The organism is Xanthomonas bromi (assembly GCF_900092025.1).
GTDB lineage: Bacteria > Pseudomonadota > Gammaproteobacteria > Xanthomonadales > Xanthomonadaceae > Xanthomonas > Xanthomonas bromi.
This window is the reverse complement of sequence record NZ_FLTX01000050.1, coordinates 1-22,436: the sequence shown is the minus strand read 5'-3', so window position 1 is coordinate 22,436 and position 22,436 is coordinate 1. Positions and strand designations below refer to the sequence as shown.

Below are 22,436 nucleotides of genomic sequence, written 5' to 3'. Positions count from 1 at the left end.
CGCGGGCCATGGCACCGAACGGAGCTGGGCGTAACGACGGTTACCGGTAGGCCTCGCAGCACCTCATCGAATCGAAATCTCATGCCAATCGCACGACTCTCCACCACAACCCTCACCCAGCTACCGAGCGCGGTCCTCACCCCCGACTACACCCCCGAACACACGCGCATCGGCATCGTGCATCTCGGCGCAGGCGCGTTCCATCGCGCCCATCAGGCCGTCTACATCGACGACCTGCTTGCCGAAGATCCCAGCTGGGCGATCAGCGCCGTCTCGCTGCACAGTCCCCACGTGCGCGATGCCTTACGTCCGCAGGACGGCCTGTACACACTGGCGCTACTCGACGAACACCCGCAGCTGCGCGTCATCGGTGCCATCCGCGAGGTGCTCTGCGCCGCGGACGAACACACTGCCGTGCTCGCGCGTCTTGCCGACCCTGCAGTGCGTCTGGTCACGCTGACCGTCACCGAGAAAGGCTATTGCCTGGCCGGTGACCTGCTCGACCTGATGCATCCCGACATCGCGCACGACATCGCCAACCCCGCAGCCCCATGCAGTGCCGTCGGCTACCTCGTCGCCGGGCTGCAGCAACGCATGCACGATGGAACCGCGCCATTCACCGTGCTCAGCTGCGATAACCTGACCGACAACGGCACGCTGTTGCAGCGCGCCGTTGTGCGGCTTGCAGCTCAGACCGATCGCGCACTGGCAGAGTGGATCACGCAACACGCCGCCTTCCCGCGCTCGATGGTCGACAGCATCACGCCCGCCACCGATGACGCGCTGCGGACACGCGTGCAAGACCAGCTCGGTGTGCATGATGCCTGGCCGATCCAGCGCGAGCGCTACAGCCAGTGGGTGATCGAAGATCGCTTCTGCAACGGCCGCCCCGCATTCGAACGCGCGGGCGTCACCCTGAGCGACGATATCGCCGGATACGCGCGCGCCAAGCTGCGCCTGCTCAACGCGCCGCACTCTGCGCTGGCGTATCTCGGCAGCCTGCTGCAACTGGACACCGTGGCCGACGCCATGCAGCACCTCGCACTTGCCACGTTCGTCGAAACGCTGATGCATACGGAAATCACCCCCACCCTGCCGTCCATGCAGGGCTTTGATGCGCAACGTTACAGCGATGCCATCCTTGCCCGTTTTCGCAACCCCGCCATCCGCCATCTGCTCGCCCAGATCGCCTGGGACGGCTCGCAAAAAATCCCGGTGCGACTGCTCGGCACGATCGGCGACGCACGCACTGCCGGCCAACCGATCCAGCGCTTGTGCCTGGCGGTTGCTGCGTGGCTGCACTTCATCCGCCGGCAAGCACATGCCGGCGTGCCGTTGGTCGACCCGCTCAACGATACCCTCAGTGCGCTCGGACGCGCAGCGACCGGCGATGCAGGTCATGACGTCACCGCCTTCCTGACCTTGGATGCAGTGTTCGGATCCTTGTCCGCAGACACGCGTTTTCGTGCGTCCTTGCAGACGGCTTATGCAGCGCTGCGTACTGCCACGCCGGCTGACGTGGCACAGGCACTTGGATCGATGCGTGAGGTGTAAGGCAGTGCAGCGAACGATGCAACGGGGAAGACATCGACGGTCCTCCCGCTGCATGGAATCAGGACGATGTTTCTTGGCCTGGAAGATGCGTTGTGCAATTCAACTGCCCGCAGCACATCGCGCCTGATCGCATGCCGCACGAGCACGATGTGTCGCCGATCGGTGCAGCGCGAGCATGTGCATCATTCGGGCCGGCACAGTCGTCATTTGTCTCGCGCAACTGCATTACTGCGACGCGATCACCTGTCCAATGCGCAGCAGATTGCCGCTCTCATCCACGATCCCGAACTCACGCATGCCCCAGGGTTTGTCGCCGACCGGATCGAGCCGTGGAATGCCTTTCGCCGACAGCGCCGCAACGCTCATCGCTGCGTGGATGGCATCGACATCGACCACCCGGATGTAACAGCCCGCATAACAGTCTGCCGGATTCAGATCCGGATACGCGAAGAAGTGCAGTTCCATATCGCCACGTCGCAGGATTGCGTACCCCGCATCGTGCGGATGCGCATCGCCGACAAAGCCGAGCCGCCGATAGAACGCCACTGTCTGCGCGATCGAACGACTCGGCAGGGTCGGGATGGTTTGCGCGCCTACGTTGGTGCGGGTTTCCATGATCAACCTCCGTGGGAGCCAAGCTTCAGAATCGCTAACGGACATCGCGCGCAGTGGTCGGCCATGTGCGAACGACGCGCGCATGGCGGAAACCTGCGACCGTGATGCAACGCCCTGCACCGGTCACACTGCACCAGCGGCGACGCGATCGCCTGGTGGGCCGCACGTGAAGTGACCATGGTCCGCAGCGCCGGACGGCATCAGCCCCGTGCGCCGGCGACGACAGTTGCCCAGCCGAGCTGCCTGACATAACAGCCAAGCTGACGCAGATAACCACCAACGCAGAAGCTGAAAGCGTAACCCAGCGCATGCACCAACTGACCGCCCCGCCGCAGGCAACGCTCACGGCAACCGGGCATCAGCCTACCCAGCACCACTGCGCCAAACTGGCCTGCCAGCGCATACGCAAACACGTCCAGACCCAGCGTATCCAGCACTGGCACCAACGAGGCGAGTTCCGGATTCGAAGCGATACAGGCAATGACCACCGCCGTCAGCGCCAAGATCATCTTGCGGTTCCACTTGATTCGCAACATATATGTCAAAGCTCGATGCAGGTGACCGGTTCGTTCGCACACGCGCTTGAAGACCTGACAGGCGCTTGCGCGATCAAAGCGTCGTTGCTTGCTTGATGCTACGTTTTTTTCGAAAGACGCATCAGCACCACGATCAGCAGCGCAAGAAAGCTCAGTTCCCAAATGTAGAAGGTTGCACCCACCCGGTCGATCATCACGTCGTGCCCGGCTTCGTTCTTGAGATAGCCGGTGGCACGGAAGGTATCCATTTCGATTACGCAGGCTGCAACCAGCAAGCCCGATGCCGTTCGATGAAATTTGACGAAATAACAGAGCCACGCACCGAAGAACAGCAGGTTGATCCACCAGGCGATGCATTGGCCGTCGAGCACCTGGATCCAGCCGAACAAGAGGAGCACGACGCCGCTCACTTGCTCGGCACCGCCATGCAGCGCGGGAAGACACAGCGCGGCAACGTACAGTAGCGCCGACACGACCAGCAGAAATGCATTCACGAACGTCCTTGTTTGGAATGGTGAGCATGTGCCGCGTAGCGCCTTCTGGTATCAGAGACGTGCGTCAGCTGGCGCCCACGCACTATAACAAAGCGCGTGCGTACGCATCCCACGCCAGGCCCAGCAGCGCTGTGTCATTGCCTGCCTGAAACCCTGGAGAGATTTCCGCATCGGACCTCGCCATGACATGCTTACGCTCTGTTCACCGACACATGCGTCAGATCTTCCGACGATATGGCGACGCGCAAAAAACAGGATCTACCACAGAAGGTCTGCCTGCAGTGCGGGCGGCCATTTTGTTGGCGCAAGAAGTGGGAGCGCGTGTGGGATGAGGTGAAGTACTGCTCGGACCGATGCCGGGGCGACAGCAAGCGTCGCCGCTCTGCTCCGTAGTCGGTATTCGCTCAGAGCAGGCTGCGCAGCTTCAGTTAGCGCACGTGCCAAGCTCCGCTGAGTGCAGCTTGCGTTCTTCGATGCATGCTGCGCGCAGCGCGATTGCTGTCATCCACTTTTTTTGTAGCAGACTCGAACGTGGCGCTGCACGAACAGCCGCGTGATGTGTCGCAACAGGCGCTGCTGCGGCCTCCACGATGTAAGACCGATGGAGTGCAGAACTGTTTTACGCGGTGCAGCGCCGTTGTGGCCGCCAGCCGCGGTGCAGATCGCCAGCTGGGTGCATGACTTGGTGCGCCGACACCGCAGTCGGGATCGGGAGCCGCCAGCGCGCAACGCAGCCGACGAAGCGACTGCATGCGGCAACCCCCGCTGCCGTCAAATGCCGTGCGCAGCGAGACTGTTGGTTGTCCCCGGCGATGAGATGACAAGCCGATGCAGCGGCATCGCCACGATCGCCTACTGCACGAACTGCAACCCCAGCGACTTCACGCGCACGCGCGCCAGCATCGCGTGCGAGGTCATATACAGCGTGTGGCCATCGTCGCCGAACGTACAGTTGGAGACGGCCTCGCCGGTGGCGATGCGGCCCAAGCGTTGGCCGGCGGGGTTGAACACGATCACCCCGCCTGGGCCGGTAGCGAACAGCGTGCCGTCGGCGGCCACTGCCATGCCGTCGGGCAACCCAGGCACGTCCTTGGCAATCAGGTCGGAGGCATCGGCGAACACGCGTTTGCCGGTGACCGCACCCCGCGCATCGAGTGCGTACGCCATCCAGGCCGGCCGTTGCGGATCGGAGTTGGAGACGTACAAGGTGCGCGCATCCGGCGACAGTGCGATGCCGTTGGGCAAGCGCAAGCTGTCGTCCAGCAGATGCACGCTGCCATCGATGTCCAGACGATAGACGCCGTTGAAGCGCAGTTCCTTGACCGGAGATGCATCCATGTCCTTCAACCCATACGGCGGATCGGTGAAGAACACCACGCCGTCGCTGCGACGCACGACATCGTTGGGGCTGTTGAAACGGTGGCCTTCGAAAGCGGTCGCAAGCGGTGTCTTCTTGCGCGTGACCGGGTCGAGCCTGGCCAGGATGCGCGTGCCGGAATCGGCAAGCAGCACGGTACCACCGGGCTCGGCGTACAACCCATTGGCGCCGGCTTCGCGCAGTGTGGGCAGCTCCGGGCCGGTGTAGCCGGAGGGCGACAGCAAGACCGACAGGCCAGCCTTCTCGGACCAGCGATACAGCTTGTTTTCGGGCACATCGTTGAACAACAGGTAGCCGCCGTTGCGTACCCAAGCCGGGCCTTCGGACCAGGTAAAGCCTTCGGTGAGCTTCTCGATACGCGCATCGCTTGCCACCACATCACCGAAGCTGCGGTCGAAGGTCTGCAGCTGGCCGATGGCCGGAAAACGCGGCGTCGGTGGAGGCTGGTTGGTCCATGCAGCAAGCACCGCCAGCAACGGCACGGCCAACAGCAGATAAGGCGGCAAGCGCATCGGTCAGTCCTGTCTCAGGGTGGGGGCATGATGCCATCACGCGCGTGCAAGCGCGTGCGTACAGCGGCGACCAACACGTCGCGAGCACGCATCAGGCGCGCAGACGGCGCACAGCAAGGCAATATCCGAGTACTACATACCGCACCGAGCACCGGCCACGCTCGCCTGGCGGCTACGCAATCGGCGTGTCGGTTGCGCTTGGGCGGGCAGCCGCTAGCGTGCGTCGGTCGCGGCGGGCACCGCCAGCACCGCATCCAACGCCGGTTTGGGTTGATGATTACGATCGAACAGCAGCGGATAGTTGGTGCGGCCAGGCACCGGGTAATCGTTTTTCCACGACATGGCATCGCTTACGCCCCACACGCTGACGCGCGCGATCTTGTCGCGCTTGCGCCAGAACAGCGCGAACAGTTCGGCATAGCGGTCGCGCAATTGCGCCTGCACATCGGCAGGCAGGCCATCGCGATACGGATCGAGAAAGCGCTTGAATTCCGGCAGTTGAAACTGTTTGTGCGCCATGCCGGTGCCAATCACCTGGCCCTCCTTGGTCAGTGGCAACACGTCGATGTCCAGCTCGGTGATCATGACCTTGACGCCGAGCGCGGCGTAGGCATCGATCGCCTCTTCGATATCGCGCAGGCTGGGGTAGTTCAGCCCCCAATGGCCTTGCATGCCCACGCCATCGACGCGGACACCGGCCTGCTGCAGCATCTTGACCATGCGGACGATGCCGTCGCGTTTGGCCGGCTGCCAGGCGTTGAAGTCGTTGTAGTAGAGCTGCGCCTCCGGTGCATAGCGCTGCGCAAAGGTGAAGGCGTTGCGGACCACCGCGTCGCCATCGCCAACGCGCTGCACCCAGTTGGTCGAACGGTAACTGCCATCTTCGTCGATGATTTCGTTGACCACATCCCAGGCCTGCACCTTGCCTTTGTAACGCCCCGCCACCGCTTCGATGTGCGCACGCATGCGCTCTACCTGCTGTGCAGGCGTATCGGGTCGACCATCGGCGGTGGTGAAAAACCACTCCGGCGTCTGGTTGTGCCAGACCAGGGTGTGACCAACCACGAACATGTGCTGCGCACGCGCGAAATCGACGAAGGCATCGGCGGCGGCGAAATCGTGGACGCCGCGGCGCGGCGATACCACTTCGGCCTTCATCACGTTCTCGGGCGTCAGCGCATTGAAGTGGCAGGCGACCAAGGCGGCGGCCGCAGCATCGCGAGCGGAGACGATCTCGGCGTTGACGGCCGTGCCGATCAGGAATGCTTCGGCATAGGCCTGCTTGAGCGTCTGCTTCGGACAAGGCGCGGTCGCGACCGACGATGGCGCAGCACTGGCGATCGCGATGTTGCCCACCATGCCGGCCAGCAACAAGAAGGACAACCGGTGACGTGCGGACATGGCGGCAGCTCGGTGAGTGAGAAGGAGACGGCAACTGGTAGAGACGCGGCCACGCGGCGGGAGCGCACCACGCTTCGGTGACACCAGGCTCGCAGAGCCCGCATCGGGCAGACGGCGCTGGCGTTGCAGCATAGCCGCTCCCTTCTGCAGGAGCAGCATCGTGCCGGATCGAGGCGGCGCCCGACCGGCCTTGCGCATCGCCGACAGCCCCGTTGATCGCGATCGCGGCCATCGACGCCAGACCGATCCCCGCGCGCGCCGCTGCAAGGACGCGGCACATCACCCACGGCCGACGCAGCAGCAGCCGGCACAAAAACGCCCGGGAGGCCATGGCCTCCCGGGCGTCGGATGCACGATCAGTTGCTTTGGGTGAAGGTGATGTTCGGCGACGCGCCGCCGGAAGCGGTGCAACTGCCGAGCGTCAGGTTGTTCTGCTCGAAGGTGGTGCCGGCGTCGCCCAGGCACACAGGGGCCTTGGTCGTTCCGTCGTTGACGGCCACCTTCACCGTCACCCGCGAGCCGCGGTTGAACGACACCAGCGGGCTGTTGTCGTCGTTGCCGAAGACATTGAATTCGGACTGCCGCCAGACCCTGTTGATGTTTAGCGTGGAGGCGTTCTGGCTCAGGCTGTAGGCTTGTCCATTCACTGAAAGCGTCACGGTATCCACGCCTCCCGCGGTCGCCGAGGCGCTCAGCGTCATGCTGCCGATCTGCGAAAGCGGCACCAGCGGTGCGCTCGTCAGGTTGCTGTCGCGATAACCGGCGGTGATCTTGGGCAAGGCTTTCCAACCGGACGGGCAGCCGATCGACTGGAACTCGGAGGCAGTGCCCGGGTAGAGCCAGTTCTCGATGAAGACCACGGGACTCCGACCGTTGCCGATCTTGCCATCATAGTCGGTGGCGTAGATGAACTGCTGCCAGGCCTGGCATGAGGAGTAACCGAACTGTGTACAGGTGGTCGGATCGCTGACGGTGTCGGTGTTGATCTGCAGCGAATAGTCGACCACGCCGGTGGTCACGCCGCTCACGCTGGGAAACGAACCGATCGCCGAGCGGGTGGGCTTGCCGGTCCGGGCGGCGTAGTCGGCGCCATTCCCGGCACCGAACACGCTGTCGCTGTGTGCGGTGGTGATATGGCCGTCACCGCGGCTGGCGGTCGGCGGTAGCGGGACGCTTGGGGACGGCGCCATGCAGCGCACCGCCTGCCAGCCCATGTCCGGAAAGGTCGAACGGAAGCAACCCTCCATCGCGGGCGCCTCCTGGCGGATCGTGGTTTCCCAGGACGACATCGCTGCGGGACGACCAGCCGATGCGATCGCGGCGGTTTGCGTTGTGTCCGCGGCGCTGGCCGTGCTTGCAAGGAGGCAAGCGGCAAGCAAGGAGTTTGCCCCGATATGTTTCATTTCCGTTCCTGATGATGGGTGGCGTGCGGGATCATGCGGGCCCGTAACGCCGCACCACGGCCAAGCCGGAAGCGATCTGTCCGTTGGCGAGGCCACGGATCGCGCGGCACGCATCCGTCGACCTGCATCACAGCCTTGTCGCGACGCAATGCGTTGTGCGGTTCATGGGGTGCCCCATAGATCGATACCGCAGCGCTGCCGCCATCCACGGCCATTCAAGGCGATGAAGCATGCCTGCGCCTGCATCATTGGCCCAGGCGCAGCACATGTGGGCTGCAGACGTTGCGCATGCACCGGGCAGCCCGGGCACCGCTTCAGCCAGCCGGTGGGAAGCCCCAAATCACAAACGCCCGGGAAGGCCAGAGCCTTCCCGGGCGTTGCGCAAGCATTAGTTGCTTTGGGTGAAGCTGATGTGGGGCGAAGAACCACCGGAGGCCGTGCAGATGCCAAGCGTCAGGTTGTTCTCTTGGAACGTGGTGCCGGCATTGCCCAGGCACTTCGGCGCATTGGTCGTGCCGTCGTTGACGGCTACGTTCACCGTGACGTGCGAGCCGCGATTGAACGACACCAGCGGGTCGCCGCCGCCATTGCCGAAGATGTTGAACTCGGACTGCCGCCAGATCTTGTTGATGTTCAACGTCCAGGCGGGCTGGTTCACGCTATACGCTATGCCGTTGACCGAGAACGACACCGTGTCCACGCCGCCGGCGGTCGCCGAACCGGTGAGCTTGATGCTGCCGATGCTGGAGACCGGCACCAGCGGTACGCTCACCGTATTGCTGTTGCGATAGCAGGCGTTCTGGTCGGGATAGGCGCTCCAGCCGGACGGGCAGCCGACCACGTTGTACTGGGAGGCACTGCCGGCTAAGAACCAGTTCTGGATGAAGACGCTCGGAGTGCGGCCATTGCTGGCATCGCCGTCGTCGTCGGTGGAGTAGACGAACTGCTCCCAGGTCCTGCACCTGGAGTAACCGAATTGCGCGCAGGTGGTCGGATTACTGGCGAGGTCGGTGTTGAGCTGCAGCGAATAATCGGCCACGCCGATGGTCACGCCGCTCACGCTCGGGAACGAGCCCACGGCAGAGCGCGTGAGACGGCCGGTGTGGGCGGCGTAGTCGGTGCCGTTACCGACCGTGAAAGCCCCATCGGTCCGTGCGGTGGTTCGTGCGTTGCCGGTGGTGACGGCCGGTGGCACCGACACTAACTTTGGCGGCGGGGCACAGCGCGTCGCCTGCCAGCCCGTGTTCGGGAACGCCGAACGGAAGCACCCCTCCATCGACGGCGTCTGCTGTCGGATCGTCGCTTCCCAGGCGGACATCGCCTCGGCGCGGCCAGCGGCGTTGATGGACGATCCCTGCGTCGCGGCCGCTGCACTGGCCACACTTCCGATGATGCAGGCGACAAGCACTGACTTCGATCTGAAATTAATCATTCCCTTTCCCTATGAAGGTTGAATCATTGATCTTCCTCGCGCATCCGTTTCGATGATGCACAGCCAGGAAGATGAATCCGAGAAAGCGAAGTCAACACTGCCGCAAACGCGATAACTACCTGCTCTGTCACATTCTTTTGTTAGATGGGCATCCACGCGCCGTCGATGCCGCGTGACGGCGATTCCGTATCCGCGTCGCTGCGCGCGCAGGGCTCTTGATGCCGTTGCAGGTCCGGATTTGCCACACAGGAGTAACAAGGCAGCGGGCCGCGCACAGCCAAACCGCCCCTGGTCGGCAGATCGAACAGACGCCCCCTAGCGTGATGAGGTGCGTGCCCGCACCGCTCTTACAGGTTGTAGGCCCGCTTGGGCAGACGGTAGGCCAGGTCGATCGCCACCTCGATCGCCTCGTCCTCGTCGAGCCGATGCTCGGCCACCAGTTTGGCCAGAAAAGCGCTATCCACGCGCCGCGCCACATCGTGCCGCGCCGGAATCGACAGGAACGCGCGGGTGTCGTCGTTGAAGCCCACGGTGTTGTAGAAGCCCGCGCTGGCCAGGGTCTGTTCGCGGAAGCGCCACATGCCTTCCGGTGCGTCATGGAACCACCATGCCGGGCCAAGCAGCAGGGATGGGTAATGCCCGGCCAAGGGCGCCAGCTCGCGGCTGTAGCTGGTCTCGTCCAGGGTGAACACGATCAAGCGCAGGCGCGGGTCGTTGCCATGGCGATCCAGCAAGGGTTTCAACGCAAGCACGTAATCGGTGCGCATTGGAATATCGGCGCCCTTGTCGCGCCCGTACCGCTCGAATAGCGGCCGATTGTGATTGCGAAAGCAGCCCGGATGCAGCTGCATCACCAACCCATCGTCCAGGCTCATGGCCGCCATTTCGGTCAGCACCTGCGCGCGGAACAACTCGGCCTGTTCCGGCGTGGCTGCACCGCGCACCACCGTTTCGAACAGGCCCTGCGCTTCGGCCGGCGACAGATCGGCGGTAGCGGCGCTGTGATGCCCGTGATCGGTCGAGGTCGCGCCGTGCGCAGCAAAGAACGCACGCCGTTGCCGATGCGCGCGCAGATAGCCATTCCAGCTCAGCACATCCTCGCCGGTGAGCACGCCGAACTGCTGCAACGCATCGGCAAACTGCTCGTGCTCCGGGTCCACCACCGGGTCGGGGCGATACGCCGTCACCACTCGTCCCTGCCAGCCGCTGGCGGCAATCGCCGCATGATGCTGCAGCGGATCCAGCGGCGACTCGGTGGTGGCGATCACCTCGATGTTGAAGCGCTCGAACAACGCGCGCGGCAGAAAGCCCGGGGTCTGCAGCGCGGCGGTAATGTGGTCGTAATAGTGATCGGCGGTGCCGGCATCGAGCCGGATGCGTAGATCGAAGACGTCATGGAACACATGATTGAGCCACAGTGACGACGGGGTGCCACGCAACAACGTGTAATGCTCGGCAAACACGCGCCACGCCGCACGCGGGTCGATCGCTGCCCGCGTGCCATCCGCACGCGGGATGCCAAGCGCATCCAGGTCGATGCCCTGGCTGTACAACATGCGGAACACATAGTGGTCCGGCACCAATAACAACTCGGTGGCATTGGCGAACGCCGCATTGGTGGCGAACCACGCCGGATCGGTGTGGCCATGCGGGCTGATGATCGGCAGCGCTGCAACCTGTGCGTACAAGCGGCGGGCGATCGCACGCGTGCCGGGATCGGCCGGCAGCAAACGATCGGGATGCAAGGACAACACAGAAGAACGCATGATCGATCTCAGCCCGATGGGGAGTAAGCAGGACGCCTGGTTAGGGCCTGCTGGCGACGTAGCTGCGCAGCCAGGTCAATGCCGGGCGTTCGCTGCCGTCGTAATTAATCAGATACGCACCATCGTTGTCACGCCACAGACCGTGACGGAAGCCCCACAGGTTCACACCACGCACGGCCGGATGCTCCCAGAACATCGGGAAGATCCGCTGGTACGCGGCCAACTGTTCTGCGTCGTTACGCCCGTCCAGATCGAACTCGGTGATGTAGATCGGCAGGCCGGTCGTGGCGAGCAGGTCGAGGTTGCCGCGCTGCACCGACACCGGTGCATAGGCGGTCTCGAAGGCGTGTCCCTGGATGCCGATCGCATCGACCAGGTGTTCTTGCTGCAGCAGCTGGATGGTCCGCAGATACTGTCTGGCAGCGGCCGTATCACCGGTGACGCCGAAGTCATTGATCATCAGCTTGGTATGCGGGAAATACTTGCGTGCAATGCGGAATGCCTGAAGCACCCAGTCCACGCCGGTCGCACCGGTGCCGCCCAGCGCCTGCATGTAGTTGCCCGAATCGGCGTTGCGGTTATCGGGTTGATTGTGGCCCGGCAGCGTCTCATTGGCCACCTGCATCAGATCGATGTCGGGGTAGCGCTGTGCGATGGCGGAGAACCAATGTTCGATCGCAGCAAGCTGCTCGTTCGGCGGTAGGTTGCGCACCCACGTCGGCTGCTGGGCGCCCCAGATGCCGCAATGGTACTGAAACTGCATATGGTTGCGCTTGGCCAGCTGGTAAGCCTCGTCGAGCGGGCCCCAGTTCATCTGGCCGCGCACGGCTTCGACGCTGCCCCATTTCCCGGCATTTTCGGCGACGTCGCCGTCCCAGTCAGCAGTGAAACCCTGCGCTTGCGTCGGGCTGTAGGCGCTGCCCAGGACGCGTTGCTTGCCGGCAGCGATCGGCTCGGCGGCCGCGGACGCACAAGCGCCCAGCAACAGAACAAGCAAGAGCGGGTAACGTAATTTCAACATGTTGGCATCCTCGATAGATTGAGCGAAACAGTCGTGGAAAAGAACAGGTGCACTGAGGGTGCGTCCGATCCACGTCAAAGTTCACAAACAACTGGCAACGGCCCCAGTCGTGACGCCCGGCGGTGCACCACCCTCAGCGCCAGAATGTAGACCGAAGCCGCAATCAACAAGACAGAAATGTAGCTCCGGTGGCCTCCAAAACGAACCCTCGGAAGATTGCGATCAACATGCTGCCCACCGCAGCGGCGAAGCCGCCGACGCCGGCCACCGCCGCGACTGCATACCACGGGAACATGTCAAAAAGCAGCGTGGAAACGCGCGGCAATCAGCAGCAAATGTCATGGCGCAGACGTACCGCGATGGGCAGCAACGTAATCACGCAGCCACGTGAGCGCGGGACGTTCGCTGCCGTCGGCGCGGATCAGGGACGCCGCCTCCTTGTCGCGCCACAAGCCGGGCCGAAAGCCCCACACGGTGATGCCATGCACTGCCGGGTGTTCCCAGAACACAGGAATCGGCCAGCTGCTGCGCATCGGTCGGCCCGTCCAGATCGAACTCGGTGATGTAGATCGGCAACCCGGTGGCCGCCAACGCATCCAGATTGTTGCGATGCACCGACATCGCAACACTCGGTGTGGTCTCGAAGGCGTGCTCCTGCACGCCGATGGCATCGACCAGCTTCTCGCGCTGCAGCAACCGCACGATCTGCAAATACTTCTGCGTGGTCTGCGCGCTATTGGTGATGCTGTAGTCGTTGATCATCAGCGTGGTGTGCGGGAAATGCTGGCGCGCCAGCCGAAACGACTGCAGCACCCATTCCCAGCCGCTGGCGCCGTCGCCCCCTAGCGCCTGCAGATAGTTGCCGCCGCCGGTATCGGCCTTGCTCGGCGGGTCGTTGAGGGGTTCGTTCACCACCTCCAGCAGCGCAATATCCGGGTAGCGCTGCGCAACGGCGGCAAACCATTGCTCGATCTCGCGGCGCTGCTCGGCCGGCCGCAAGGTCTTGATCCACTCCGGCTGCTGGTTGCCCCACACCATCACATGCATCTGGAAGGGCATGTGATTGGCCTGTGCGAAAGCGTACGCAGCATCCAGCGCGCTCCAGTCCATCTGGTCGCGCACGGCCTCCACATTGCCCCATTTTCCGCCGTTTTCCGGGGTGAGCGTGTTCCAGTACTGCGCAAAACCCGGTGCCTGTTGCGGCCCATATGCACTACCGGGAAACTTGGACGCCGTCGATGCCAGCGGCGCGCCATAGACAGGTGCCGCCATGCCCGCCCCCATCAGCAATCCCACTATAACTGCCAGCAATCCCGCTATGACTGCGGGCATATGCATAAGCTCACCTCAGGACGATGTCGGCGCTGCATCTGCAGGCAACGGTGCCGGCTCCAGCCGCGGCACCAACGCGTGCACGACGGCCAAGGCCAGCAGGTAGGCCGAGCCGGCCATCAGAAACACCGGCACGTAGCTTCCAGTGGCCTGCAACAGAAAGCCGATGAAGGTAGCGATCAACATCCCGCCCACCGCACCGGCGAAACCCCCGATGCCCACCACCGTGGCGACCGCATGCCGCGGAAACATGTCCGAGGGCAACGTAAACAGATTGGCCGACCAGCCCTGGTGTGCGGCGGTGGCCAGCCCGATCAACGCGACCGCCAACCACAAATGGTCGGCGCGTGCGGCGAACACGATGGGCACCACGGAAATCGCGCAGATCAGCATCGCGGTCTTGCGTGCGCGATTGACGCTCCAGCCGCGCGCGATGAAACGCCCGGCCACCCAACCGCCGGCGATGCTGCCGATATCGGCCAGCACGAAAATCACGATCAACGGTGCGCCCAACTGCAGCAGGCTCAAACCGTATTGGGCATGCAGGAACTTCGGCAGCCAGAACAGGAAGAACCACCAGATCGGGTCGGTGATGAGCTTGCCCAGGACAAACGCCCAGGCCTGCCGATGCCGTAGCACCTGCAACCAAGAGAGGCGGCGTTGCACCGGCTCATACGCATCGCTGCGGATATGTGCCAGTTCTGCGGCCGACAATCCGGGACGTTGCTCCGGCGGGTGATAACTGAACCACCACACTGCCAGCCAGGTGGCACTGAGCACGCCGGTGAACAGAAATGCCGATTGCCACCCCCAGGCGGTGGCGATCAACGGCACCAGCAACGGCGCGACGATGGCACCGATGTTGGAGCCGGAATTGAAGATGCCGGTAGCCAGCGCACGCTCGCGGCGCGGGAACCACTCGGCCACGGTCTTGAGCGCCGCAGGAAAATTACCCGATTCGCCCAGGCCCAGAAAAAACCGTGCAATCGCAAAGCCCACCACGCTGGTAGCCAACGCATGCCCCATCGCTGCCAGACTCCAGATGCCGATCGCCAGCGCATAGCCAAGCCGGGTGCCGAAGCGGTCGATCACCGCACCGCTGCACAGCAATCCCAACGCATAGGCGGCCTGGAATGCGGTGACGATGTAGCCGTACTGGATTTCGTTCCAGCCGATCTGCGTCTGCAAGAACGGCGCCAGCACGCCCAGCACCTGGCGATCCACATAGTTGATGGTGGTGGCGGCCAGCAGCAAGGCGCAGACGCGCCAGCGCACCCGGCCAAGCCGTACCGACGCAGTGACAGGCGCCGCGGTGGGTACGTCGCTCATGTGCGTGGCCTGCGCAACCGCGCCGGAACGGATGTGACAAGTACCGGTTGCGTGACGTTTCGCATGTGCGCGTCGGCCAAATCGGAGCCGGGCACATCGCTGTCGCGTTCTTGGATTCGATTCATCGACCACTGCACCTGCACGGACGTGGCCTTGCGCCACCGGTGATAGCGCTACCATTACCACGACGGGGCGATAAATCCATCGCGCAGTGCAGCACTGCGTCGCCGTAGGCAAGCGTCTAGACGCTGCAATTGGCACTTGCCGCAGCTGTGTGCTGCTGTGTCCAGACACCGATGCTGCCCTGCAGCGTGATGTTCCGAAATTGGTAGCGCTAACATCGAGCGCACTGATCGTCCGCTTCCCCCACCGCACCATCGTCGCGCCGTGCACCGGCAGCGGCACTCCCTGCGCAGGGGCGATGCGTGGGACATCTGCTACCTGTTAGGGAAGGGATTACGGTGAAGAACAGCTACGCACGAACCGCGTTGTCCTGCGCGTTGGGATCCATTCTGCTGGGCATGTCCAGCACCGCCGCCTGGGCACAATCCACCGATGCCGACAGCACCGCGCAGACGCCGCCTGCCACTGCCGGCGACAACGATGCAGTGAAACAACTCGACACCATCACTGTCTCCGGCTACCGACGCAGCATCCAGTTCTCCACCGATGCCAAGCGCGATTCGGTGGGCTTTGCCGACACCGTGTTTGCCGAAGACATCGGCAAGTTTCCGGACATGAACATCGCCGAATCGCTCAACCGCATCCCCGGCGTGCAGCTGGCGCGTGACGTCAACGGCGAAGGCCTCAACATCGCCATCCGTGGCCTGGGCACCAGTTTCACCAAGACCACGCTCAACGGCGCCAGCATCGCCACCGCCTCGATCGGCTTGAACGCGCAGAATCAGAACCGCGAAGTCGATCTGAATCTGTTTCCCACCGAATTCTTCACCCAGCTCACGGTGAGCAAGACGCCAACCGCGAGCATGCTCGAAGGCGGCGTCTCCGGCGTGGTGGACATGCGCAGCGCGCGCCCGTTCGACCACCCCGGCACGCACTCCACCTATCAGGCACAGGCCGACTGGAACAGCACCAGCGAAAAAACCACCCCACGTGGCGCCTTTATGGGCAGCTGGACCAACGAAGAAGGCACCTTCGGCGCGCTGGTCGGCGTGGCATCGGTGCGCAGCAAACTCGGCGTGCGCGGCTTCGAGAGCGTGGGCTGGACCAATCCCGGCCTCACCTACACGCAGTGCGGCCTTACTCCGCCCGCCGGCACGCCGGCCACCAATCAGCCAACGGCGTGCAACATCAACGGCGGCGGCAACTGGCGCATTCCCGACACCGTGCCGGCCACTGCCGGCAGCGGCCTCACCACGGGCGACACCATCGACGCCGCGTGGCTGCTGGCACGCAACCCGGGGCTGAGTATCGACCAGATCAGCGATGCATTGATTCCGCGCCTGGGCCGCCAGGTCTACATGAAGGGGGAGCGCGACCGCGATGCGTCGGTGATGTCGCTGGAATGGCGCCCCTCCGACAGCATGCATTTCTACCTGGACACGCTGTACTCCGAAGCCAAGCGCACCACCGAGCGGACCAGCATGAATCTGATCGGCCGCAACGGCAACATGATTCCGCTCGGTATGCAGCTGGATCAGAACAACGTGGTGACCAGCGCCACCTTCGCCAACGCGCAGTATTTCCTGGAAGCGCGCCCGTACCGCGAGAACGTCAAGTTCTGGAGCGTCAATCCCGGTGCGGAACTGCTGTTCGGCGCCGAGCAGGACATCAAGCTCAACGTACAGGCCAACGCCACGCGCAGCTGGCTGGCACGCGAGTCGCCCAGCATCCTGGTCACCTCGCCGTTCACCACCGTGGACTATCGCAACCAAGGCGGGGACCGCCCCAACATCAGCAGCCCGCTCGATCTCAACGACCCCAATCTGGGCTGGGGCTGGACCGGTGGCCGGGTCAATATCCAGAACGAAAAGCGCATTACCGAAACCCGCGGCGCACGCGCCGACCTGCAGTTCGGCGAAGACAAGCGCAACATCAAGATCGGTGCGGCCTACGACCAGGCCGAGCGCACCATCCGCGGCTTCGACAACAGCGTGGCCTGGGAGCAGGTGGTGTGCCGCGGCAATGGCGGCACCGTGTGTAATGGTGGCCCTGGTTCTGCCATCCCGAATTCGGCCCTGGCCAACTATCTGCGGCCCGGCCCGGACGGCTTCATCACCGCCGATTTCGGTCGCTTCCTGGGCGACACCAACTATTACCCGCTGCGCGATTCCGCACCGGAAACCAACTCCGCCAATACCGGCGCCTCGGCCGGTGGCATCCGCGAAAAGAATCTGGGTTTCTACATCGAGACCAATGCGGAAACCGAAGTCTGGAACCGCACGCTGCGCCTCAACGCCGGCGTGCGTTACGTCACCACCGACCAGACCATCACCGGCCCGGTCACCGTCAACGGCGTCCGCACCGTGCAGGTGCTGGATTCGGATTACAGGCAAACCCTGCCCTCGTTCAACGCGGCCTGGGATGTAGCCGACAATGTTGTGCTGCGCCTGTCCAGCTCGCGCACGCTCACCCGCCCGGACCCGAGCGCGATGTTGCCCAACACCAACTTCAGCGACCCCTCCGCGCAGACCGCGACCCAAGGCAATCCCAAGCTGGCGCCGTACCTGTCCACCAACGTCGACTTCGGCGGCGAGTGGTACACCGGCGGCGAAGGCTATGTGGGCCTGACGCTGTTCAACAAGCGCATCAGCGGCTTCACCGTCAACGGTGTCCGTCGGATTCCGTTCAACGATCTGGGTGTGGCCTACGACACCCTGCTGCCCATCCAGCAGGCCGGTCTGGAGCAGCGCGGTGGCCCCAATGCGGCCACCGTGGATGTGCAGACGCAGGTCAATGCCGACGGTGTGCTCGACATCCGCGGCACCGAGGCGATCTGGGTGCAGCCGCTGGACAAGCTGGTCGACGGCCTGGGCTTCAGCGTCAACTACACGCACGTCGCCCAATCGTCGGAAGGCGAAGGTGTTCCGGCAGTGGCGGTCGGCGTGGCGCCGAACCTGTGGAACGGCACGGTGTATTGGGAAAAGAACGCCGCCTCGGTGCGCCTGTCCTACACCTGGAACGACGACATGGTGATCTCCGGCGCCAACCAGAACGGCATTCCGTATGCACGCCTGAATGCCGATGCACGCGGCCAGCTGGATCTGTCGGCGAGCTACGCGCTGGATTGGCTACCGTCCAAGCCGCAACTCACCCTCAACATCACCAACATCACCAAAGAGCCGCTGCGCACCACTTACGCGTGGCCCAACGCCACCTACGATCTGTATGAGCCCGGGCGCACCGTCATGCTCGGCATCCGCGGTACCTTTTGAGTGTTGTCGTCATCGGTCGCCGTTCCTCCCAGCGGCGACCGGTGACGCAATGCGCGCCGCGGCGTTTTCCGCAGCATTCTTCGAGTCCGCCCCACCTCATGAACGATCGGTCACAGCAACTCTCCGTGCGCGAAAAGATCGGCTACAGCCTGGGCGACCTGGCCGCTAACCTGATCTTTCAGACGCTGGTCACCTTCCTGGCGTTTTTCTATACCGATGTGTTCCGCATTCCTGCGGGCGCGGCGGCCACGTTGATCTTTGTGGTCGGCATGTTGGGCGCATTCGTGTTCACGCCCATCATCGGCATCCTCGCCGACCGCACCCGCACCCGTTGGGGCAAGTTCCGTCCGTGGATCCTGTGGACGGCGCTGCCCTTCGGCGCACTGTCGCTGGCCGCCTTCAACACGCCCGCGCTCGGTGAACAGGGCAAGATCGCCTACGCATTTGCCACCTACACCTTGCTGATGCTGGTGTACGTGGCCAATAACCTGCCGTATTCGGCCTTGAGCGGTGTGCTCACCGGCAGCATGGAACAGCGCAACAGCTTGTCGGCGTATCGCTTCCTGGCGGTGACCTTTGCGCAGTTCATCATCCAGGTGCTGCTGCTGCCGTTGGTGTTGATCCTGGGCAACGGCGACAAGGCGCAAGGCTTTCGCAACACCATGGCGCTGTTCGCTGCAGTCGGCACGCTGTGCTTCATGATCACCTTCTTCACCACGCGCGAGCGCGTACTGCCGATCGCCGAACAACGCAGCAGCGTACGCCAGGACCTCACCGACCTGGTGCGCAACAAGCCCTGGCTGGTGATGCTGGCACTGACGATTTTGGTCTTCATCAATCTCGCCATGAAGGGCGGGATGTACATCTACTACTTCAAGTACTACCTCGACGCCGACGCGTTGACGCAGTTTCTCGATCACGCCGGCTTCAACCGCTTCATCGCCGGGATCAACAGCGTGTTGACCGGCGCCGGCATGAGTGCGGTGCACTGGCCGCAGGACGCACCGACCTCTGCATTCAGCGTGTTCAGTGCCGGCGGCATCCTGGCCATGATCGTGGGCATCGGCTTTTCCAAGCGCCTGGCCGACCGCTATGGCAAGCGCAATGTGTTCGGTGGTGCGCTGCTGATCTCCACGCTGTTCTTGCTGGCGTTCTACCTGTACCCGCCGAACGCGATCGGCTGGGTATTCGCGTCCTATGTGCTGCACGGATTTTTCTACGGCATCACCATCCCGCTGCTGTGGGCGATGATTGCCGATGTGGCCGATTATTCGGAGTGGAAGAACCACCGCCGCGCCACCGCCATCATCTTCTCGGCGATGTTGTGCGGCTTGAAGATCGGCCTGAGCGTGGGCGGCGCGTTGGTCGCCGGCATCCTGGCGTTCTACGGCTACGACGCAGCGCTGCCGCAGCAAAGTGCCGCAGTCACCGGCGGCATCCGCCTGGCCATCAGCGTGTACGCGTCGCTGCCATTTCTACTCGGCACCGCACTGCTGGCGCTATACGAAATCGACAAAGCGCTGGAAACCCGCATCGAACACGAACTGGGCGTGCGCCGACACGCCGCTCCGCTCGCCGCTGTCTGACCTTCCTTCCACGTTATGCACAGGTACGCGCATGTCCGATGAGCTGCAAGCCGCCACACTGCAGGCCCTGGCGCGCACCGCCATTTCCGCACCGCTGGTCACCCATCTCTACACCGCCGACCCGTCCGCACATGTGTTCGATGGCGCGTTGTATATCTATCCCTCGCACGACATCGATGCCGGCGTTGCCTTCAGCGACGATGGCTCGCATTTCGACATGGCCGATTACCACGTCTTTCGCATGGCGCATCCCAACGCGCCGGTCGAGGACCTTGGCGAAGTGCTGCATGTACGCGACGTACCCTGGGCACAGCGCCAGATGTGGGCACCGGATGCCGCACAGCGCAATGGCAAGACCTATCTGTATTTCCCGGCAAAACGCGCCGACGGCATCTTCCAGATCGGCGTGGCGGTGGGCGAGCGCCCCGAAGGCCCGTTTGTGGCCGAAGCCGAACCGATCGCAGACACCTACTCGATCGACCCGGCCGTCTTCGCCGACGACGATGGCGCGCATTACCTGTATTTCGGCGGCATCTGGGGCGGCCAACTGCAGCACTACCGCGACAACGTCTATGCGCAGACCAACCAGGAACCGGTGGGCGATGCGCCTGCACTGGGTCCACGCGTGGGACGCCTGCGCGAAGACATGACGCAACTGGCCGAATCCACGCGCGAGATCGTCATCCTCGACGAACACGGCGCCCCGCTACGCGCCGACGACCGCAGCCGCCGTTTCTTCGAAGGCCCCTGGCTGCACCGCCACGCCGGTCGTTATTACCTGTCGTATTCCACTGGCGATACGCACCTGATCTGCTACGCCACCAGCGACTCGCCGTATGGCCCGTTCCGCTACCAGGGCGTCCTCATGCAGCCGGTGATCGGCTGGACCACGCACCACTCCATCTGCGCGTTCGACGGCCAGTGGTATGTGTTCTATCACGACGCCGTGGTGTCGGGCGGCCAGACCCATCTGCGCAACATCAAGATGGCGCCGCTGGAACATCTGGCAGATGGCACGATTGCGACGATCCACCCGTATGGGACGGATACCGTCTCGCCGTGGTGACATGGCGGCGGTCACGTTCGTTGCTGCCTGTCCCTCATGGGCTCGCCGGCTGAATGTGCATCGGAGCGGCTGACACAAGGACAGCGCTCATTGTCAGACGAGCGCGACCGGTGCGCGGTGTGGAATTGACCATCCGTGCGCTGCCGCTCCAAGTGCGCCATCCACCTCACCTGACGACTGCTTGCTACGTTTCGGTCGCTTGAAGAGCGCTCCCGACCCCGCAACGCCATAGCGCATGATTGCCAAGCCAGCCCGGCTGTCGAGTTGCTACGCGAGATCCTGCGATCCTGCCTTGGCCCGCCTGTGACCACTCAGCAATCCGCGGCAATCCCATTCTTCAATGTGTCCGAGCGGGCATCGCAACGGTAGCGCCCGCCAACCACCGAGAGACCATCGCACCTTTCGGTAGACAGCGCATTGCACGCTGCATCCACACCCACCATCGCAACGTATGCCCCTGCACTGAGTTTCTTAAGAGGTTGCCATGCGCCAGGCGTCGATGCTGTTCTTACTCACCCTTGCGGTCTACGGCAGCGCCAGCGGTAGCGAGCCGCGCTCCGCCCTGCCCCGCGCAGACAGCGTCGACGTGCCGCGCTTCATGGGCGACTGGTATGTCATCGCGCATATTCCGACCCGTCCCGAACGCAAGGCCTACGACGCCGTAGAGCGTTATGCGCTGCGACCCGATGGCCGCATCCAGACCACCTTCACCTTCCGCAAGGGCAGCTTCCAGGCACCGCTCAAGTCCATGCATCCGATCGGACAGGTCGCAAAGGAGGGAAATGGCGCGCTGTGGAGCATGCAATTCATCTGGCCATTCAAGGCCGAATACGTGATCGCCTGGCGCGACGCGGAGTACACGCAGACCATCGTGGCACGCAGCAAGCGCGACTACGTCTGGTACATGGCACGTACCCCGCAGGTCTCCGATGCGGACTATCAGCAGGCCGTTCAACGTATCGCCGCAATGGGCTACGACGTCTCGCAGCTGCGACGCGTACCTCAGTCGCAGCGCTGATGCGGTAAAGAGGTGACGCTGTAAGCGTGCAACGAGCTCAGCGATGCAGTGACTCCATCGCCAAGCTCGCACACCGAGTGCGTCAGGCGTCCTTGTCATCCACTGAAAACTCCCAGCCGTCATTCAAGCCACCCAAGGACTTGGCCTCCACGGCCAACTCTTCCTCGAAGGCGGAAATCGCCGTGTGCGACGGCACCATGGTCGGGTACACCGTGACATCCATCGGAAACGCGGTGTTTTCCGGGTAATGGCAACAACGTACCTTCTGCTCGAAGCGCAGCAACGTCACCGAAAATTCCAGTGCCGACTCCTTGCTGGGGAACACCACGGAAAAAGCAATTTCGCGCGGTCTGGAAAGATCCACGCCCTGCTGCGCAATGTGCCAAAGGGTGTCGCCGTTATCGTCTTTGGGATACAGGTCGGGATTTCGCTGCATGGTTGATTCGATCTGTGACGCATGGTTGGCCGATCAAGAAGCTTAGCGCTTTGGCTTATCTGATTTCTCCCTAAGCTGCAGGCAATGAAATCAATTGCAGCCAGAAGTGTATAAATCTGACTTTTTGCGCTACTGAGATCCATCGCCCCACTAAGAGCGGCT

Annotated in this window: 18 protein-coding genes and 1 pseudogene; 7 read left to right on the top strand and 12 right to left on the bottom strand. The window is 63.3% G+C overall.

Going from position 1 to position 22,436, the window contains the following annotated elements; translation table 11 throughout:
• Positions 1–81: 81 nt before the first annotated feature.
• Complete coding sequence (locus tag XBLMG947_RS15725) at positions 82–1,554, top strand: mannitol dehydrogenase family protein (protein ID WP_065469569.1); 1,473 nt, start codon at positions 82–84, stop codon at positions 1,552–1,554.
• Positions 1,555–1,779: 225 nt separating this feature from the next.
• Here the strand turns inward: XBLMG947_RS15725 and XBLMG947_RS15720 are convergent, their stop codons facing one another.
• The 3 genes from XBLMG947_RS15720 to XBLMG947_RS15710 all read right to left on the bottom strand — a co-directional run bounded on the left by XBLMG947_RS15720 (position 1,780) and on the right by XBLMG947_RS15710 (position 3,199).
• Positions 1,780–2,169, bottom strand: coding sequence for a bleomycin resistance protein (locus XBLMG947_RS15720; protein WP_065469568.1), 390 nt, complete (start codon positions 2,167–2,169; stop codon positions 1,780–1,782).
• A gap of 200 nt (positions 2,170–2,369) precedes the next feature.
• Positions 2,370–2,705 (bottom strand): hypothetical protein, encoded by a 336-nt coding sequence (locus XBLMG947_RS15715; RefSeq protein ID WP_065469567.1) that lies wholly within the window; start codon positions 2,703–2,705, stop codon positions 2,370–2,372.
• A 98-nt stretch (positions 2,706–2,803) separates the two neighbouring features.
• The gene (locus XBLMG947_RS15710; protein ID WP_065469566.1) at positions 2,804–3,199 is read right to left on the bottom strand and encodes a hypothetical protein; all 396 of its coding nucleotides are present in this window, start codon (positions 3,197–3,199) and stop codon (positions 2,804–2,806) included.
• 234 nt (positions 3,200–3,433) lie between these two features.
• Between XBLMG947_RS15710 and XBLMG947_RS21770 the strand changes: the two genes are divergently transcribed.
• Positions 3,434–3,592, top strand: coding sequence for a DUF2256 domain-containing protein (locus XBLMG947_RS21770; RefSeq protein WP_083993162.1), 159 nt, complete (start codon positions 3,434–3,436; stop codon positions 3,590–3,592).
• 459 nt (positions 3,593–4,051) lie between these two features.
• Here the strand turns inward: XBLMG947_RS21770 and XBLMG947_RS15705 are convergent, their stop codons facing one another.
• The 4 genes from XBLMG947_RS15705 to XBLMG947_RS15685 form a co-directional block, all read right to left on the bottom strand.
• Positions 4,052–5,089, bottom strand: coding sequence for an SMP-30/gluconolactonase/LRE family protein (locus XBLMG947_RS15705; protein ID WP_065469565.1), 1,038 nt, complete (start codon positions 5,087–5,089; stop codon positions 4,052–4,054).
• A 213-nt stretch (positions 5,090–5,302) separates the two neighbouring features.
• Positions 5,303–6,490: an endo-1,4-beta-xylanase gene (locus XBLMG947_RS15700; RefSeq protein WP_167352036.1), complete on the bottom strand. Its 1,188-nt coding sequence runs from the start codon at positions 6,488–6,490 to the stop codon at positions 5,303–5,305.
• Between the two features lie 356 nt (positions 6,491–6,846).
• Positions 6,847–7,893: a hypothetical protein gene (locus XBLMG947_RS15695; RefSeq protein ID WP_065469564.1), complete on the bottom strand. Its 1,047-nt coding sequence runs from the start codon at positions 7,891–7,893 to the stop codon at positions 6,847–6,849.
• Positions 7,894–8,281: 388 nt separating this feature from the next.
• The gene (locus XBLMG947_RS15685; protein ID WP_245228213.1) at positions 8,282–9,088 is read right to left on the bottom strand and encodes a hypothetical protein; all 807 of its coding nucleotides are present in this window, start codon (positions 9,086–9,088) and stop codon (positions 8,282–8,284) included.
• Here XBLMG947_RS15685 and XBLMG947_RS23740 point away from each other — a divergent pair.
• Positions 9,012–9,347: a hypothetical protein gene (locus tag XBLMG947_RS23740; protein ID WP_139074412.1), complete on the top strand. Its 336-nt coding sequence runs from the start codon at positions 9,012–9,014 to the stop codon at positions 9,345–9,347. The genes XBLMG947_RS15685 and XBLMG947_RS23740 overlap by 77 nt on opposite strands.
• A gap of 325 nt (positions 9,348–9,672) precedes the next feature.
• Here XBLMG947_RS23740 and uxaC read toward each other — a convergent pair whose 3' ends face one another.
• From uxaC to XBLMG947_RS15660, 4 genes and pseudogenes are all read right to left on the bottom strand, one after another.
• Positions 9,673–11,091 (bottom strand): glucuronate isomerase, encoded by a 1,419-nt coding sequence (uxaC, locus tag XBLMG947_RS15680; RefSeq protein ID WP_065469561.1) that lies wholly within the window; start codon positions 11,089–11,091, stop codon positions 9,673–9,675.
• Positions 11,092–11,131: 40 nt separating this feature from the next.
• Entirely contained in the window at positions 11,132–12,112 is a 981-nt protein-coding gene (locus tag XBLMG947_RS15675) for an endo-1,4-beta-xylanase (protein ID WP_083993159.1), read from the bottom strand.
• Positions 12,113–12,450: 338 nt separating this feature from the next.
• Positions 12,451–13,396 (bottom strand): annotated as a pseudogene (locus XBLMG947_RS15665) (endo-1,4-beta-xylanase).
• 63 nt (positions 13,397–13,459) lie between these two features.
• Positions 13,460–14,953 carry an MFS transporter gene (locus tag XBLMG947_RS15660; RefSeq protein ID WP_083993158.1) on the bottom strand — a complete coding sequence of 498 codons (1,494 nt, stop codon included), beginning with the start codon at positions 14,951–14,953 and terminating at the stop codon, positions 13,460–13,462.
• A 281-nt stretch (positions 14,954–15,234) separates the two neighbouring features.
• On the opposite strand from XBLMG947_RS15660, the gene XBLMG947_RS15655 reads away from it, so the two are divergent.
• The 4 genes from XBLMG947_RS15655 to XBLMG947_RS15640 all read left to right on the top strand — a co-directional run bounded on the left by XBLMG947_RS15655 (position 15,235) and on the right by XBLMG947_RS15640 (position 21,838).
• Complete coding sequence (locus tag XBLMG947_RS15655) at positions 15,235–18,168, top strand: TonB-dependent receptor (protein WP_065469557.1); 2,934 nt, start codon at positions 15,235–15,237, stop codon at positions 18,166–18,168.
• Between the two features lie 98 nt (positions 18,169–18,266).
• Entirely contained in the window at positions 18,267–19,754 is a 1,488-nt protein-coding gene (locus XBLMG947_RS15650; protein ID WP_065469556.1) for an MFS transporter, read from the top strand.
• Positions 19,755–19,785: 31 nt separating this feature from the next.
• Positions 19,786–20,820: a glycoside hydrolase family 43 protein gene (locus tag XBLMG947_RS15645; protein ID WP_065469555.1), complete on the top strand. Its 1,035-nt coding sequence runs from the start codon at positions 19,786–19,788 to the stop codon at positions 20,818–20,820.
• Between the two features lie 484 nt (positions 20,821–21,304).
• Positions 21,305–21,838 (top strand): lipocalin family protein, encoded by a 534-nt coding sequence (locus tag XBLMG947_RS15640; protein ID WP_065469554.1) that lies wholly within the window; start codon positions 21,305–21,307, stop codon positions 21,836–21,838.
• 82 nt (positions 21,839–21,920) lie between these two features.
• On the opposite strand, the gene XBLMG947_RS15635 is transcribed toward XBLMG947_RS15640, so the two are convergent.
• Positions 21,921–22,274 carry a ribonuclease E inhibitor RraB gene (locus tag XBLMG947_RS15635; protein WP_065469553.1) on the bottom strand — a complete coding sequence of 118 codons (354 nt, stop codon included), beginning with the start codon at positions 22,272–22,274 and terminating at the stop codon, positions 21,921–21,923.
• Positions 22,275–22,436 lie beyond the last annotated feature (162 nt).

What these genes read in the sequence shown, in the direction of transcription:
- XBLMG947_RS15725 (WP_065469569.1), top strand. Translation starts at nt 82, where the DNA reads ATGCCAATCGCACGACTCTCCACCACAACCCTCACCCAGCTACCGAGC.
- XBLMG947_RS15720 (WP_065469568.1), bottom strand. Translation starts at nt 2,169, where the DNA reads ATGGAAACCCGCACCAACGTAGGCGCGCAAACCATCCCGACCCTGCCG.
- XBLMG947_RS15715 (WP_065469567.1), bottom strand. Translation starts at nt 2,705, where the DNA reads ATGTTGCGAATCAAGTGGAACCGCAAGATGATCTTGGCGCTGACGGCG.
- XBLMG947_RS21770 (WP_083993162.1), top strand. Translation starts at nt 3,434, where the DNA reads ATGGCGACGCGCAAAAAACAGGATCTACCACAGAAGGTCTGCCTGCAG.
- XBLMG947_RS15705 (WP_065469565.1), bottom strand. Translation starts at nt 5,089, where the DNA reads ATGCGCTTGCCGCCTTATCTGCTGTTGGCCGTGCCGTTGCTGGCGGTG.
- XBLMG947_RS15700 (WP_167352036.1), bottom strand. Translation starts at nt 6,490, where the DNA reads ATGTCCGCACGTCACCGGTTGTCCTTCTTGTTGCTGGCCGGCATGGTG.
- XBLMG947_RS15695 (WP_065469564.1), bottom strand. Translation starts at nt 7,893, where the DNA reads ATGAAACATATCGGGGCAAACTCCTTGCTTGCCGCTTGCCTCCTTGCA.
- uxaC (WP_065469561.1), bottom strand. Translation starts at nt 11,091, where the DNA reads ATGCGTTCTTCTGTGTTGTCCTTGCATCCCGATCGTTTGCTGCCGGCC.
- XBLMG947_RS15675 (WP_083993159.1), bottom strand. Translation starts at nt 12,112, where the DNA reads ATGTTGAAATTACGTTACCCGCTCTTGCTTGTTCTGTTGCTGGGCGCT.
- XBLMG947_RS15660 (WP_083993158.1), bottom strand. Translation starts at nt 14,953, where the DNA reads ATGGTAGCGCTATCACCGGTGGCGCAAGGCCACGTCCGTGCAGGTGCA.
- XBLMG947_RS15650 (WP_065469556.1), top strand. Translation starts at nt 18,267, where the DNA reads ATGAACGATCGGTCACAGCAACTCTCCGTGCGCGAAAAGATCGGCTAC.
- XBLMG947_RS15645 (WP_065469555.1), top strand. Translation starts at nt 19,786, where the DNA reads ATGTCCGATGAGCTGCAAGCCGCCACACTGCAGGCCCTGGCGCGCACC.
- XBLMG947_RS15640 (WP_065469554.1), top strand. Translation starts at nt 21,305, where the DNA reads ATGCGCCAGGCGTCGATGCTGTTCTTACTCACCCTTGCGGTCTACGGC.
- XBLMG947_RS15635 (WP_065469553.1), bottom strand. Translation starts at nt 22,274, where the DNA reads ATGCAGCGAAATCCCGACCTGTATCCCAAAGACGATAACGGCGACACC.